This is a genomic window from Pseudomonas sp. SWRI81 (assembly GCF_014268545.1).
GTDB classification, from domain to species: Bacteria; Pseudomonadota; Gammaproteobacteria; order Pseudomonadales; family Pseudomonadaceae; genus Aquipseudomonas; species Aquipseudomonas hamedanensis.
In genome coordinates, this window is record NZ_JABWQS010000023.1 from 45,790 (window position 1) to 61,351 (window position 15,562).

Annotated in this window: 11 protein-coding genes; 5 read left to right on the plus strand and 6 right to left on the minus strand. The window is 60.5% G+C overall.

Annotated elements, in window-relative coordinates:
* Positions 1 to 182 precede the first annotated feature (182 nt).
* On the minus strand, positions 183 to 2,957 hold the full coding sequence (gene gyrA / locus HU765_RS15860; RefSeq protein ID WP_186621616.1) for a DNA gyrase subunit A: 2,775 nt from the start codon (positions 2,955 to 2,957) through the stop codon (positions 183 to 185).
* Positions 2,958 to 3,381: 424 nt separating this feature from the next.
* Positions 3,382 to 4,458, minus strand: a complete 1,077-nt coding sequence (gene mtnA, locus HU765_RS15865) for an S-methyl-5-thioribose-1-phosphate isomerase (protein WP_186621617.1) — start codon at positions 4,456 to 4,458, stop codon at positions 3,382 to 3,384.
* A 108-nt stretch (positions 4,459 to 4,566) separates the two neighbouring features.
* Here mtnA and HU765_RS15870 point away from each other — a divergent pair, with 108 nt between their 5' ends.
* The 5 genes from HU765_RS15870 (at position 4,567) to HU765_RS15890 (ending at position 9,542) form a co-directional block, all read left to right on the plus strand.
* On the plus strand, positions 4,567 to 5,901 hold the full coding sequence (locus tag HU765_RS15870; protein ID WP_186621618.1) for a TRZ/ATZ family hydrolase: 1,335 nt from the start codon (positions 4,567 to 4,569) through the stop codon (positions 5,899 to 5,901).
* A 57-nt stretch (positions 5,902 to 5,958) separates the two neighbouring features.
* On the plus strand, positions 5,959 to 6,657 hold the full coding sequence (gene ubiG / locus HU765_RS15875) for a bifunctional 2-polyprenyl-6-hydroxyphenol methylase/3-demethylubiquinol 3-O-methyltransferase UbiG (protein ID WP_186547035.1): 699 nt from the start codon (positions 5,959 to 5,961) through the stop codon (positions 6,655 to 6,657).
* 4 nt (positions 6,658 to 6,661) lie between these two features.
* Entirely contained in the window at positions 6,662 to 7,333 is a 672-nt protein-coding gene (gene mupP, locus HU765_RS15880) for an N-acetylmuramic acid 6-phosphate phosphatase MupP (RefSeq protein WP_186547034.1), read from the plus strand.
* 180 nt (positions 7,334 to 7,513) lie between these two features.
* On the plus strand, positions 7,514 to 8,254 hold the full coding sequence (locus tag HU765_RS15885; RefSeq protein WP_186621619.1) for a YciK family oxidoreductase: 741 nt from the start codon (positions 7,514 to 7,516) through the stop codon (positions 8,252 to 8,254).
* A 361-nt stretch (positions 8,255 to 8,615) separates the two neighbouring features.
* A complete protein-coding gene (locus HU765_RS15890) occupies positions 8,616 to 9,542 on the plus strand; it encodes a GGDEF domain-containing protein (RefSeq protein WP_186547032.1) in 927 nt (308 codons plus the stop codon).
* 136 nt (positions 9,543 to 9,678) lie between these two features.
* Here HU765_RS15890 and HU765_RS15895 read toward each other — a convergent pair whose 3' ends face one another.
* The 4 genes from HU765_RS15895 to HU765_RS15910 all read right to left on the minus strand — a co-directional run bounded on the left by HU765_RS15895 (position 9,679) and on the right by HU765_RS15910 (position 15,529).
* Positions 9,679 to 10,473, minus strand: a complete 795-nt coding sequence (locus tag HU765_RS15895) for an iron-containing redox enzyme family protein (protein ID WP_186621620.1) — start codon at positions 10,471 to 10,473, stop codon at positions 9,679 to 9,681.
* A gap of 46 nt (positions 10,474 to 10,519) precedes the next feature.
* On the minus strand, positions 10,520 to 12,979 hold the full coding sequence (locus tag HU765_RS15900) for an EAL domain-containing protein (protein WP_186621621.1): 2,460 nt from the start codon (positions 12,977 to 12,979) through the stop codon (positions 10,520 to 10,522).
* 137 nt (positions 12,980 to 13,116) lie between these two features.
* Positions 13,117 to 14,934 (minus strand): ATP-binding cassette domain-containing protein, encoded by a 1,818-nt coding sequence (locus tag HU765_RS15905; protein ID WP_186621623.1) that lies wholly within the window; start codon positions 14,932 to 14,934, stop codon positions 13,117 to 13,119.
* Entirely contained in the window at positions 14,927 to 15,529 is a 603-nt protein-coding gene (locus HU765_RS15910; RefSeq protein ID WP_186547170.1) for a DsbA family protein, read from the minus strand. Before HU765_RS15910 ends, HU765_RS15905 begins: the two co-directional genes overlap by 8 nt.
* Between the last annotated feature and the right edge of the window lie 33 nt (positions 15,530 to 15,562).

Genomic DNA, 15,562 nt, shown 5'->3' on the forward strand with positions numbered 1-15,562 from the left:
ACGCTTTCCAGTGTAGGAGTGAGCCTGCTCGCGATAGCGGTGTGTCACATAAACATGCGTTGACTGACACACCGCTATCGCGAGCAGGCTCACTCCTACAAGGGAATATCCGTGCCTGACGATATTTCATACCGGACAAATAACAAGGGGGCGAATTCTCATCCGCCCCCTTGTTTGTCCGCTTATTCTTGCGGTTCTTCGTCAGCTGCGGCGTCGAGTTGCTGGTCTTCGCCAGCATCGTCGATGCCGACGGTGCCCTCGAATTCCTCGCCCTCTTCACCCTCGAACTCTTCACCTTCGACTTCCGAAGGCTCCTGAACCCGCTCCAGACCGACCAGGGTTTCATCCTTGGCCAGTTTGATCAGCGTGACGCCTTGAGTGTTACGGCCCAGGCTCGACACTTCGTCGACACGGGTGCGCACCAGCGTGCCCTGATCGGAGATCAGCATGATCTCTTCACCGTCCTGCACCTGAACCGCGCCGACCAGACGGCCGTTGCGCTCATTGCTGACCATGGCGATTACGCCCTGTCCGCCACGCTTGTATTCAGGGAACTCGGTGATCGCAGTGCGCTTGCCATAACCACGCTCGGAAGCGGTGAGGATCTGGCTGCCTTCTTCCGGGATCAGCATGGAAATCAGCTTCTGCCCTTCTGGCAGACGCATGCCGCGCACACCGCGAGCGGTACGGCCCATGGCGCGTACTTCGGATTCCTTGAAACGCGTGACCTTGCCGCCGTCGGAGAACAGCATGATTTCCTGCTCGCCATCGGTGATCGCGGCGGAAATCAGAATGTCGCCTTCGTCCAGCTCCAGCGCGATCAGGCCGACGCTGCGCTGACGACTGAAGGCCACCAGCGGAGTTTTCTTCACGGTACCGTTGGCGGTCGACATGAAGATGAACGGTGCCTTCTTGCGGTCGGCAGCCTTGATCCGGGCGCGACGCTCTTCGTCGGTCTCGTTGCTGTTTTCGATTTCTTCAACGTCAGCCTCGACGCCTTCGGCCTCTTCCTCGTCAGCGCGTTTCTTCATCGCTTCGAGATCGACCGGCAGCATCGTGGTGATGTATTCACCCTCGCTCAATGGCAGCAGGTTGACCAGCGGACGACCGCGGGCAGCGCGGGACGCTTCCGGAATCTCGTAGGTCTTGAGCCAGTACACCTTGCCCTTGCTGGAGAACAGCAACAGCGTGGTGTGGCTGTTGGCGACCAGCAGGTGAGCGATGTAGTCCTCATCCTTGACGCCGGTGGCCGACTTGCCTTTACCGCCACGACGCTGTGCCTGGTACGCAGCCAGCGGCTGGGTCTTGGCGTAGCCACCGTGGGAAATGGTCACGACGCGCTCTTCTTCCGGGATCATGTCACCCAGGGTCAGGTCCAGACGCGCATCGAGAATTTCGGTGCGGCGCTGGTCGCCATATTCGGCGCGGATCACTTCCAGCTCTTCGCGGATCACTTCCATCAGGCGCACGGCGCTGTTGAGGATGCGGATCAGCTCGCCGATCTGGTTGAGAATCTCTTGATACTCGGCCAGCAGCTTCTCGTGCTCAAGACCGGTCAGACGGTGCAGGCGCAATTCCAGAATCGCTTGGGCCTGTTCTGGCGAGAGGAAGTACTTGCCTTCGCGCAGGCCATATTGCGGATCGAGGTTTTCCGGACGGCACGAATCAGCACCGGCACGTTCAACCATCGCCACCACAGCCGAGGATTCCCAAGGCGTGCTGATCAGCGCTTCCTTGGCTTCCGACGGAGTTGGCGAGGCTTTGATCAGGGCGATCACCGGGTCGATGTTCGACAGGGCAACGGCCTGGCCTTCGAGGATGTGGCCACGCTCGCGCGCCTTGCGCAGTTCGAACACGGTACGGCGGGTGACCACTTCGCGACGGTGACGGACGAAGGCTTCCAGCAGATCCTTGAGGTTGAGGATGCGCGGGCGGCCGTCGATCAGCGCAACGATGTTGATACCGAACACCGATTGCAGCTGGGTCTGGGCGTAGAGGTTGTTGAGGATGACCTCAGGCACTTCGCCGCGACGCAGCTCGATCACGACGCGCATACCGTCCTTGTCGGACTCGTCGCGCAGTTCGGTGATGCCTTCGAGCTTTTTCTCTTTCACCAGCTCGGCGATCTTCTCGATCAGACGCGCCTTGTTCAACTGGTAAGGGAGTTCGGTGATAACGATCTGCTGACGGCCACCGACCTTGTCGATGTCTTCGATGATCGAGCGGGCACGCATGTAAATGCGGCCGCGACCGGTGCGGTAGGCTTCGATGATGCCGGCGCGACCGTTGATGATCGCGGCAGTCGGGAAGTCCGGACCGGGGATGTATTGCATCAGCTCATCGACGGTCAGCTCGGGATTGTCGATGAGGGCCAGGCAACCGTCGATGACTTCACCGAGGTTGTGCGGCGGAATGTTGGTCGCCATGCCCACGGCGATACCGCTGGAACCGTTGACCAACAGGTTCGGCACGCGGGTCGGCATGACCGCCGGGATCAGTTCGGTGCCGTCGTAGTTCGGCACCCAATCCACGGTTTCCTTGTGCAGGTCAGCCAGCAGCTCGTGCGCCAGTTTGGTCATGCGCACTTCGGTGTATCGCATCGCCGCGGCGTTGTCACCGTCGACCGAACCGAAGTTGCCCTGGCCGTCAACCAGCAGGTAGCGCAGGGAGAAAGGCTGGGCCATACGAACGATGGTGTCGTACACGGCGGTGTCACCGTGCGGGTGATACTTACCGATCACGTCGCCGACGACACGGGCAGATTTCTTGTACGGCTTGTTGAAGTCGTTGCCCAGCTCGCTCATCGCGAACAGTACGCGACGGTGCACGGGCTTGAGGCCATCGCGCGCATCCGGCAGTGCACGGCCGACGATCACGCTCATTGCGTAGTCGAGGTAGGACTGTTTCAGCTCGTCTTCGATATTGACCGGGAGGATTTCTTTGGCCAGTTCGCCCATGAGAAGCCTGATTCCTTTTTCTGGTGAAACTTCGTCATATCCATTTGGGAGCAACGAAGCTCGTCGGGGCCGGCCGAGTGCCATGCGCCGACTTACGACAAATCAACAATCTGGAGAGTGGATTTGCGCAGTAAAGACAGCTCCGTGGAGCTGCCTCGGAAAACGCCGGATGTTATCACAAAGGCCGCCACGCACCTATCCCCCAGATGCGCATGGAGCATAGTTAGTTGACCGGTGACAGGCTTGAGGGGGACGAGAGAGGCTTAGAGCTTCTTTGAATGTGAAATATTGGCCTGGTTTGGGGTTGTTTATTGACTTTTCTGGCCTCATCGCGAGCAGGCTCACTCCTACAGGATTTGCGTTCGACACAAAATTGTAGGAGTGAGCCTGCTCGCGATGGCGTCCCTGCAGACGCCACAGCCCTTCAATGCAGGCGCTTGCGGCACATCAACTGGGCCATTTTCGCCGTGTCCGGGCGCTCGACGATGCCTTTCTCGGTGACGATCGCGTCGATCAGGTCCGCCGGGGTGACATCAAATACCGGGTTGAATGCCTCAACGTCCGCACCGACGCGCTTGCCGCCGACTTCCAGCAACTCGGCACCGTCGCGCTCCTCGATCGGAATGTCGTCGCCGCTGGCCAGATGCATGTCGATGGTCGAACTCGGTGCCACGACCATGAAGCGCACACCGTGGTGCATGGCGTTGACCGCCAGTTGGTAGGTGCCGATCTTGTTCGCCACATCGCCATTGGCGGTGATGCGGTCAGCCCCGACGATCACCCAGGTCACGCCCTTGGTCTTCATGATGTGCGCGGCGGCGGCGTCGGCGTTCAGCGTCACCGGAATCCCTTCATTGGCCAGTTCCCACGCGGTCAGGCGCGAACCCTGCAGCCATGGACGGGTTTCATCGGCGTAAACACGCTCGACCATGCCTTCGATAAACGCGGCACGAATTACCCCCAACGCCGTACCAAAACCGCCAGTGGCCAGCGCGCCCGTATTGCAGTGGGTCAGAATCGCCTGGGCATTGCCCTGATGCTTGCGGATCAGATCGACGCCCAGTTGGGCCATGGTCAGGTTGGCTTCGCGGTCGCTTTCATGAATGGCGATGGCTTCTGCTTCCAGCGCCACCAGCGGATCGACATTGTCCTTGAGCCGATCGAGGCGGTCGTGCATGCGATTCAACGCCCAAAACAGATTGACCGCGGTCGGACGCGAATCGGCCAGCAAGGCAAAATCCTCCTCCAGGGCCGCATACCAGTCGCCCCCTTCGGCAATCCGTGCCCGCGCGGCGAGGACAATACCGTAGGCGGCACTGATGCCAATGGCCGGCGCGCCGCGCACGACCATCGAACGAATCGCCTCGGCCACGCCGGCGGCGCTGGTGTAGGCAATCCAGGTTTCCTCGAACGGCAAAATACGCTGATCCAGCAGGTGCAGCGCGCCATCACGCCAATCGATGGCCTTCACTTTCTCCGCAGCCAACAGTCGATCGCGCATCCCACACCCCGCACTCATGAACAAAAGCCGCCGATTATAGCGATCCCCCCGCGAAGACGCTCGGGTATACTTCGCCATCCTTTACAAAAGCACTGGAACCGACCCTCGATGCCGAAACCTGCCATTGCGCTCGACCTGTTATTGCTGCCGACCTGGCTGGTCCCCGTCGAACCCGCAGGCGTGGTGCTCAAGGCGCACGGCCTGGGTATCCGCGACGGTCGCATCGTGTTTATCGGCCCGCGCGCCGAAGCGCTGAAGTGTAACGCCACGCAAATCCTCGAATTGCCGGATGTCTTGTTGGCGCCCGGACTGATCAACGCTCATGGCCATGCGGCGATGACCTTGTTCCGCGGCCTGGCCGATGACTTGCCGCTGATGACCTGGCTGGAAAACCACATCTGGCCGGCCGAAGGCAAATGGGTCGACGAAGACTTCGTCCGCGACGGCACCGACCTGGCGATCGCCGAGCAGATCAAGGGCGGCATCACATGCTTCTCGGACATGTACTTCTTCCCGAAAGTCGCCAGCGAACGCGTGCATAACAGCGGCATTCGCGCACAGATCGCCATTCCCATCCTCGACTTCCCGATTCCGGGCGCCAGCAGCGCCGACGAAGCCATTCGTCAGGGCGTCGAGTTGTTCGGCGACCTCAAGCACCACGAGCGCATCAAGGTCACTTTCGGCCCCCATGCACCCTACACCGTCGGCGACGAGAACCTGGAAAAAATCCGGGTGATCGCCGAGGAACTGGACGCCTCGATTCACATGCACGTGCATGAAACCGCGTTCGAGGTGCAGCAAGCTATCGAGCAGACCGGCGAACGCCCATTGGCGCGCCTCGCTCGCCTGGGCTTGCTCGGGCCGCGCTTCCAGGCCGTGCACATGACCCAGATCAGCGATGACGATCTGGCCTTGCTGGTAGAAAGCAACAGCAGCGTGATCCACTGCCCGGAATCTAACCTCAAGCTGGCGAGCGGCTTCTGCCCGGTCGAGCGTTTGTGGCAGGCTGGGGTCAATGTTGCAGTCGGCACCGATGGCGCGGCGAGCAACAACGATCTCGACCTGCTCGGCGAAACCCGCACCGCCGCCCTGCTGGCCAAAGCCGTCGCCGGCTCGGCCACGGCGCTCGATGCCCATCGCGCACTGCGCATGGCCACGCTCAATGGCGCGCGGGCACTGGGCATCGAAACGCAAGTCGGCTCGCTGGAGATCGGCAAAGCCGCCGATATCGTCGCGTTCGACCTGTCCGGCCTGGCGCAGCAACCGGTCTATGACCCGGTGTCGCAGCTTATATATGCCACCGGTCGCGATTGCGTGAAAGACCTTTGGGTCGCCGGCAAACAGTTGCTCGACGACCGGCGTCTGACCCGTATGGACGAACAACAGCTTGGCGCCACCGCCCGCGCCTGGGGCCAGCGGATCAGCGGCCACACCGAATCGTAAACGCCCCGGCCTGCATGCCGCGGCGACAGCCCTTTTGAAGTTTCAGAGGAATACACCATGAGCAACGTCGACCACGCCGAAATCGCCAAATTCGAAGCCCTGGCCCATCGCTGGTGGGACCGCGAAAGCGAATTCAAACCGCTGCACGACATCAACCCGCTGCGGGTCAACTGGATTGACGAGCGGGTCAATCTGGCCGGCAAGAAAGTCCTCGACGTCGGCTGCGGCGGCGGCATCCTCAGCGAAGCCATGGCGCAACGCGGCGCCACCGTGATGGGCATCGACATGGGCGAAGCGCCACTGGCGGTCGCGCAACTGCATCAGCTGGAATCCGGTGTCAGCGTCGAATACCGGCAGATCACCGCCGAAGCCCTGGCCGAAGAAATGCCCGAGCAGTTCGACGTCGTCACCTGCCTGGAGATGCTCGAACACGTGCCGGATCCATCCTCGGTGATTCGCGCCTGCTTCCGCATGGTCAAACCGGGCGGCCAGGTGTTTTTCTCGACCATCAACCGCAACCCGAAGGCGTACCTGTTCGCCATCATCGGCGCCGAATACATCATGAAGCTGTTGCCGCGCGGCACCCACGACTTCAAGAAATTCATCCGCCCGTCCGAGCTCGGTGCCTGGAGCCGCATGGCCGGCCTGACCGTCAAAGACATCATCGGCCTGACCTACAACCCGCTGACCAAGCACTACAAGTTGGGCAACGACGTTGACGTCAACTACATGATCCAGACCCTGCGCGAGGAATAAGCCGATGGCGATCAGAGCGGTACTTTTCGACATGGACGGCACCCTGCTCGACACGGCGCCGGATTTCATCGCCATCTGTCAGGCGATGCGCGCGGATCGCGGCCTGCCGCCGATCGATGACAAGCACATCCGCGACGAGATTTCCGGCGGCGCCAAAGCCATGGTCGCGGTGACCTTTTCCATGGACCCGGAGTCGCCGGGTTTCGAGGAGCTGCGCCAGGAGTTTCTCGAGCGCTATCTAGTCGGCTGCGCGGTGCACAGCAAACTGTTCGACGGCATGGCCGAGCTGCTGGCCGACATCGAGAGCGCCAACCTGATCTGGGGCGTGGTCACCAACAAACCGGTGCGCTTCGCCGAGCCGATCATGCAACGGCTGGGACTGGCCGAGCGCTCGGCGCTGTTGATTTGCCCCGACCACGTGAAGAACAGCAAGCCGGATCCGGAGCCGCTGATCCTCGCGTGCAAGATGCTTGATCTGGATCCGTCGACCGTGCTGTTTATCGGCGATGATCTGCGCGATATCGAGTCGGGCCGCGACGCCGGGACCAAAACGGCGGCGGTGACCTATGGCTACATTCACCCGGACGACAACCCGCGGCATTGGGGCGCGGACGTGGTGGTGGATCATCCGCTGGAGTTGCGCAAAGTGCTCGACAGCGCGCTTTGCAGTTGCTGACCTGACTGTTGCAGGATGCCCTTGTGGCGAGGGGATTTATCCCCGCTGGGCTGCGAAGCGGCCCCCGCTTTCATCCGCATGATATGACAGGCAGGTTTTGCGACGGCTTCGCCGCTGAAGGGGGAAAATCCCCTCACTACAGGCGAAGCAGGTCTTCACGAAATGGATTGTGAGGTTTTTATGTTTGATTACACCGCTCGTCCCGAATTGCTCAAGGATCGGGTCATTCTGGTCACCGGTGCCGGGCGTGGCATCGGTGCGGCCGCGGCGAAAACCTACGCCGCCCACGGCGCGACCGTGTTGCTGCTGGGCAAGACCGAAGCCAATCTGACGCAGGTCTACGATGAGATCGAAGCGGCGGGCCATCCGCAACCGGCGGTGATTCCGTTCAATCTCGAGACCGCCCTGCCCCATCAGTACGATGAGCTGGCGGCGATGATCGAAACCGAGTTCGGCCATCTCGACGGTCTGCTGCACAACGCCTCGATCATTGGTCCGCGCACGCCCATCGAGCAACTGTCCGGCGACAATTTCATGCGCGTCATGCAGGTCAACGTCAACGCCATGTTCATGCTGACCAGCACCTTGCTGCCGTTGCTCAAGCTTTCGCAGGACGCTTCAGTGGTGTTCACCTCAAGCAGCGTCGGACGCAAGGGCCGCGCTTATTGGGGCGCCTACGGCGTGTCGAAGTTTGCCACCGAAGGCTTGATGCAAACCCTGGCCGATGAAGTCGAGGGCGTGGCACCGGTGCGCTCCAACAGCATCAACCCCGGCGGGACTCGCACGAGCATGCGCGCCCAGGCCTATCCGGGGGAAAACCCGCTGAACAACCCGACGCCGGAAGAGATCATGCCGGTGTACCTGTACCTGATGGGGCCTGACAGTACCGGGATAAACGGCCAGGCTTTCAACGCCCAGTAGTGCCACACGTCGCTTTTGTTGCCGCGGCAGATTCCTGCCGCGGCGAACATTTGCCGGATCCGCGCGTCACAAATCAGTCAATTTCCCACCACCTCTCTTGACACTTCGTTGCCAACTAACTGATTCGAAAGGGTTTAAATAAAAGCGAACCGAATGGCACGACTTTCGCTCTAACTTCCTTCAAAGCATGCCGTGTGAAGGCAGTCGGGCAAGGCCGATTTCGATAGCTGACTCATCGTGATCAGGCAGACTAAACTTACGCCAAACGTCCTATGGGACTGATGGATCAGTATGACGCGCAGCCCACAGCCGCTCTCACCCAGCCTGTAAGACAGATTTACTGCTTAGGGGCTCACGCCATATGAAACCACCCTCCCAGACCCATGCAATTGACTTTGACAGTGCCAAATTGCAGCGCCTGGGCTTTGGTCAGTTGCCCCCTCTGCTGGAGCGCCCGGCCAGTCTTGCGCAACTGCGCCAGCAAATGAGCCTGCAGCTGCAAACCAGCCTTGAGCCGCAACGCATCCTTGGCCTGTTTTTCCGCGAAGCCCAACGCCTGGTACCGCTCGATGCCCTGAGTTATGTGCATCAGGCAAGCGACCTGCGCCTTGAGTTCGGCACGCGCGGTCACCACTCGCTCAGCTACAGCCTCAGTCACGAAGGTGAGCAGATGGGCGAACTGGTGTTTCGCCGCAACCAGCGCTTCAACGACAAGGAACAAGGCGACCTCGAATCCCTGCTGTCATCCCTTCTTTATCCGATGCGCAACGCCCTGCTTTATCGCGCCGCCACCCAGAGCGCCCTGCGCGACCCGCTGACCGGTGCCGGTAACCGGATTGCGATGGAGCAGACCTTGCAGCGCGAGATCGATATGTCGCGCCGCCATCAGCAACCGTTGTCGGTGCTGATGCTCGATATCGATCATTTCAAACGGGTCAATGACAGTCACGGCCACAGCGCGGGCGACGATGTGCTCAAGGCGATCGCCGCGACGATCAAGGCGCAACTGCGCAACGTCGACATGGTGTTCCGTTATGGGGGCGAAGAATTTCTGGTCCTGCTCTCGAACACCAGCCGGGAGGCGGCGGCGATGGTCGGCGAGCGTCTGCGCTACGCGACGCAGGCGGCGGAGTACTACGCCGATGGACAATTGATTGAACTGACGGTGAGCCTTGGCTGCTCAACCTTGCTGCCGGGCGAGTCGGCTGACAGCTTGCTGCGTCGCGCCGACAGTGCGCTGTATGTGGCTAAACGCGAGGGGCGTAACCGCCTGGCAATGGCGGGATAACCCTTTTCGACCACCACACAGCAATTGTAGGAGTGAGCCTGCTCGCGATTCGGCGTATCAGACAATAAATTTATCGACTGACACACCGCTATCGCGAGCAGGCTCACTCCTACATAGTTATCCATCGCTTTGAAGTTCAGCTCTCGACGACAGTTCTGCGCTCCCGATTGACCAGCAGACGCTCAGAGGTTTCGAGCTGCATGCACCGCTCCAGGAACAGGTACATGTAGTCGTAGCTCTTGCAAATCGCCTGGCGCAACTCGGCCTGCAAGGCCTTGCTCGGGTTCATCCCGGCCAGGGTGCAGATGATTTCCAGCGCTTCCCACGGATGAGCATCGTCGTACTGGGCGTGCATCTTCAACCACTTCATCGCCCGCTTGCGCTCCTCTTCGGGGAACGCCGCCGCATAGACGCCGCTTGAGCAGACCAGCGCCGACCACTCGCCCGTCGCGCCCTCGATCGCATAGTTGGTCGCCGCGATGGCCACGATCAGCGAGTCGGCAGCGCTGGTGTGCCAGCACCAATGACTCAAGGCGTGCAGCTCCGGCGGCACCTGTTGCGCCTGGAGATCCTCCAGACTCACACCGTGCGCCCGGCTCCAGTTCAGCCAGTAATCGGCGTGATTGAGTTCGACACGAATGTTGCGCATCAGCCAGCGCCGGGCCATGTCTTCGCCCGGATGTCGGGCGAAGCGGGTCTTGGTCAGGTTCTGCGCCATGTACAGCGCAAACTGCTCGACCACCGGCCAGCCCCCGATCAGGTACTGACGCATGGTTTTAGCGCTGAGTTTGTTGTCACGCATGCGCACATAAAGTTCATGCTCGACAACCCGGCGTTTGCTCTCGCTGCAATCCTGGATCAACTGTTGTGCCCAGGCGGGATAACTGGCGGCTTCCATGAGCGGTCCGGCTCGGTTGAATGTGTCGATCACTGTTCGGCTCCTTTTGAGTTGTGATGGCAAGGATCGGCGAGAGACTTCAACGGAACGTACCAGGCGCTTTGAATAACAGCGGCTGCGGCCTGGCGGGGCGACTGCGCAAACTGTCACAGGTAAACAATTGCGGACGCTCGATGACATAACCCTGAGCGTAATCCACACCGATTTCAAGCAACGCCTGTTCGATCTGGACAGTTTCAACAAACTCGGCAATTGTCCGCTTCCCCATGACATGCCCGATGTGATTGATCACTTCGACCATAGCCCGGTTAATCGGGTCGTCCAGCATATCCTTGACGAAACTCCCGTCGATCTTCAGGAAGTCTACAGGCAAATGTTTCAAGTAAGCGAATGAAGACATTCCGGCACAAAAGTCATCCAGCGAGAAGTAACAACCTAAGCCTTTGAGTTCATTAATAAATCTAATTGCACTGCCTAAATTTGAAATAGCACTGGTTTCAGTAATTTCAAAACAAATCATTTCAGGCGGTATAGCGTAGTTAACAAACTGTTCGCGCAGAAAGTGCAAGAAGGCGTCATCTCCTATAGTAATGCCTGACAGATTAATCGCACACATTGCCAAGGGTTCTTGATGTTCCTCGGCAATACATTGAGCAATAACCTTAAATACGTTCTGCACCACCCAACGGTCTAACTGGCTCATCAAGCCATAACGTTCGGCGGCGGGAATAAAACTGTCAGGCAAAATCATTCGCCCGGACTCATCATGCAGACGCAAGAGAATTTCAATGTGCCCGCGCTCGCCGTCCTGTTGCTTGAGCGGCGCGATTTCCTGGGCGTACAGACAGAAGCGGTTCTCTTCCAGCGCCATGTGCAGACGCTGCACCCAGGCCATTTCACCAAAGCGCAGCGACAGTTCGGAATCGTCGGCATGATAGACCTGCACGCGGTTGCGGCCTTTTTCCTTGGCCATGTAGCACGCCATATCGGCCGCCCGCAGCGACGTTTCGAGCGTGGTCGGCGCCTGGGTGATGTGCACCAGGCCGATACTGACAGTGGTCAGGAAGGGCCGCCCTTTCCAGACAAAATGCAGATTCTGTACTGTCTGGCGCAGGCTTTCGGCGATTTTTTCCGCAGCGTCCGGTGGACAGTTTTCCAGCAGAATGCCGAACTCATCGCCGCCCAGCCGCGCCAGGGTGTCGCCCTCGCGCAAGCCCGACTGCAACAGCGTACAGATGTGGCGCAACAGCTCATCGCCCGCCGCATGGCCGCAGGTGTCGTTGACCAGCTTGAATTGGTCCAGATCGAGGAACATCAACGCGTGCCGCCCCGCCTGGCGCGTAAGGTTGTGCAGCGCTTGCTCCAGGCGATACTCGAATTCCCGGCGGTTGGCCAACCCGGTCAGCGCATCGTGGGTGGCCTGCCAGGACAGGTTGGCAATGTACTGCCGCTCCTGGGTCATGTCGTGCAACACCAGCACCGTGCCGCTGACCTTGCCGGCGTTGCGGATCGGCGCGCCCACCAGCGTGACCGACACAGTGCTGCCATCCAGGCGCTGGATCAGCTTCGAATGTTCGCTGCCGCCGCTGAGCTGACCGCTGAGGATGTGTTCGATCAGCGTCAGGCCTTCGGTCTGGGCGTTGTCATCGAGCAGATTGAACAACGCGGCCAGTGGCAGACCCGCAGCCTGCTCGGCCTTCCAGTGCGTCATGGCTTCGGCAGCGGGGTTCATGTAATCGATCGCACCGCTGACGTCCGTGGTGATGACGCCATCGCCAATTGATTGCAACGTGATGTGCGCGCGATCCTTTTCCAGTTGCAGCGCTTGGGCAAACGCGTGCCGTTGCTTGAGCAGCTTGTGCGTGCGCCACAGCGCCAGCACGATCAGCCCCAGCGCAGTGGCCAGGTTGATGAACAAGAGCAAACGCATGATGACCCGCGACCCTTCGCCCAAGGCATCGCTGAACGCCCTGGCGGCCGGCGTCACCGCGTCGTTGATGGAGAAGATCTGCACTTTCCAGCGCTGAACATCGCCGGAGGTCGCTTCATTGCGGGTGATGCGCTGATGCATTTCCTGCGCAACTTCATGCAATCGGTCGAGATAGGCGTCGCCAACGGTCCAGCGATCGATCGCGGTTTCGAGATAACTGAAATGACGGAAATTGAGGTATAGCCAGATCAGGCTGGAGACATCGTCGGGGTGATTGCCGCCCTTGAGAATGCCCTCGCGCGCGGCAGGCAGGTCCGGCGGCTGGCGGTCGAGCGCCAGACGCAACTGGTGCCCGCCTTGAGGCACGGCAATCGCCGTCAGGTACTTGTGGTAAATCGCCTCGTCCCGGCTATCGGCGTAGAGGTTCAGATAATAGATGGCATCTTTCTGGCCCTTGGACCACAGGCTTTCGCCGGCAACATAACCGCGAACGGCCGAGAGCACGTACAGACTCACGCCGCCCAATAACGCCTGAAACACCACGACAGCAATAAAAGGCCAGACGATGCCCAACAACCGTGGTGTTCCCAGAGTCTGCTTTTGCTTCATGAGATTCCTTGCATGAGCACTGCCCGCTCGCCTTCCGGACGAAATCGCTATGACGAGACTAGGTGGGGTTCTCGCGCAAGGCAAGGCGCGGCTTTACACCACGCGTAGAACGTCTGACAGGCCAGCAAGTGTTTCGATCAGTGCTGTTGCAAGTTGCCGTAGAGCTTGGCGTAAAGACCGCCGTCGGCAATCAGTTGGCGATGGTCGCCGTCCTCGGCGATCTGCCCGCCGTCAAACACCAGCACCCGGTCCGCCTGTTTCACCGCCGACAGGCGATGGGCAATGATCAGCGTGGTGCGGCCATTGAGAAACTTCGCCATCGCTTGGTGCAGGTTGTACTCGGTGGCCGCATCAAGGGCCGAGGTGGCTTCGTCGAGAATCACCACCCGCGGTTCGGCGAGAATCATCCGCGCAATCGCCAGCCGTTGCCGCTGGCCGCCCGACAAACGCACACCGGAACGCCCGACGATGCTGTCGAGGCCATCGGGCAATGCCCGGATAGTCGCGGCCATTTGCGCGATCTCCAGCGCCTGCCAGCACGCTTCGTCAGTACGGGGCCGGCCCATGGTCAGGTTGGCGCGCACGCTGTCGTTGAACAGCGCCGGATGCTGCAGCACCACCGCGACATTCTCGCGGACCGTCTCCAGGCCGATTTCCTGCTGGGTCGAACCGCCGAAACGGATGCTCCCGGCCAACGGTGTGTACAGCCCCAGGAGCAGTTGCACCAGGGTACTTTTGCCGCCGCCACTGGCGCCAACGATCGCGACTTTTTCACCGGGCGCAATGGACAGGTTCATCTGATCCAGCACCAATTCGTCGCCATAACCGAAACTCAGGCCCTGCACTTCGATGCCCACGGTGTCGCGTCCCTTGAACGGATCGACACCGCCCGGGTACTGCGGCTCGTCGGCGCGCGCCAGCAGCTCGTTGATCCGCGCCAGCGCCCCGCCCGCCGCGTAATAGGCGTATTGCAGATTGAGCAGTTGTTCCACCGGGCCGATCATGAACCACAGGTAACTGAACACCGCGAGCATCTGCCCGATCGACAGGTCGGAAAACAGCACGGTGAGCATCGCTGCGGCGCGGAAGATGTCGATGCCGAACTGGAACAGCAAGCCACTGGCACGATTGGAGGCGTCGGTTTTCCACTGCGAGTTGACCGCGTAGTTGCGCACCTCCTGTGCACGCAATCCGAGCCTGCCGAGGAAATACCCCTGACGGTTGCCGGCACGCACCTCCTGAATCGCATCGAGGGTTTCGCTCAGCGCCTGAGTGAAGCGCGAGGTGCTGTCGTTCTCAAGCTTCTTCAGGTGCTTGACGCGTTTGCCCAACTGCACCGTGGCGTAGATCACCAGCGGATTGAACAGCAGGATCAACAGCGCCAGCTTCCAGTGCATCCACATCAGAATGCTCGCGGTGCCGACCAGGGTCAGCATTGCCACCAGAAAACGACTGAGGGTTTCACCGACAAACTTGTCGAGGGTATCCAGGTCGGTGACCAGATGCGTGGTCACCGTGCCGCTGCCCAGGCTTTCGTATTCACCGAGGGAGATGCGCTTGAGCCGCTCGATCAGACGCACGCGAATGCGATAGACGATGTCCTTGGCCAGTCGCGCGAACAGCCGTGATTGCAACACGCCAAAACACAGGGCGCCGCAACGCAAGGTCAGGGTCACCAACAGCATCAGGCCGATATAGCCCGCCGCCTGCTGCCACATGGTCGGCAGGAAATGATTCATGACTTTCAACGCAGCATCGCCGTGGCCGAGCAGGACTTCGTCGACCAACAATGGCAGCAGCAAAGGGATCGGCACGCTGCACAGCGTCGCCAGCACGGCCACGCCGTTGGCGATCCACAGGGATTTTTTGTGATGCAGCGCCAGCCGCCGGACTTCCGCCCAGCTCAGCCGGTCGATACGCTTTACGGCTGGCGTGTCATCGGCCAGATCAGACACAGGCCGCACGCTCCAGCCAGCGGCCGAGCAACGGCGACAGCTCGCTGAGCGGTTGATAGCCGTTGGTCAACAGCGCCAGTTGGCCGTTGCGCTCGGCCAGCAGGGTCGGAAACCCGGCGATGCCCAGATCCTGCACCCAGCTGAAATCGGCTTGAGTCGCTTTGTGCTGATCGGCGTGATCAAAATGCTCGGCAAACTCGATGCGCGGCACCCCGGCCTGTTCGGCCAGCTCAACCAGCACGCTGGCCTGGGTGACATCGCGGCCTTCAGCGTAAAACGCCTGCTGGATCAGCCCGACCAGTGTCCATGCGCAATCCGGCGCCAGACTGCGCGCGGTGACGATGGCGCGACAGGCCGGCTCAGTGTCGTAGACAAAACCGTCAGGCAACGCGCCATCGAATCTGAACGGCTGGCCGGTGGCCTCGGTGACCGCTTGCCAGTGCTCCAGAATGTAGCGCCGCGTGGTCGGCTCCAGCGCCGAACCACTGCCGGTGCGCAAACCGCCGACTACCAGATGCAGCTCGACTCCGGCGGCCTGCGCCTGCTCGACCAGTGCCTTGGCCACCGGAGCGAACCCCCAGCACCAGGAACACATCGGATCCATCACATAGAGCAGGCGCGCGGACAT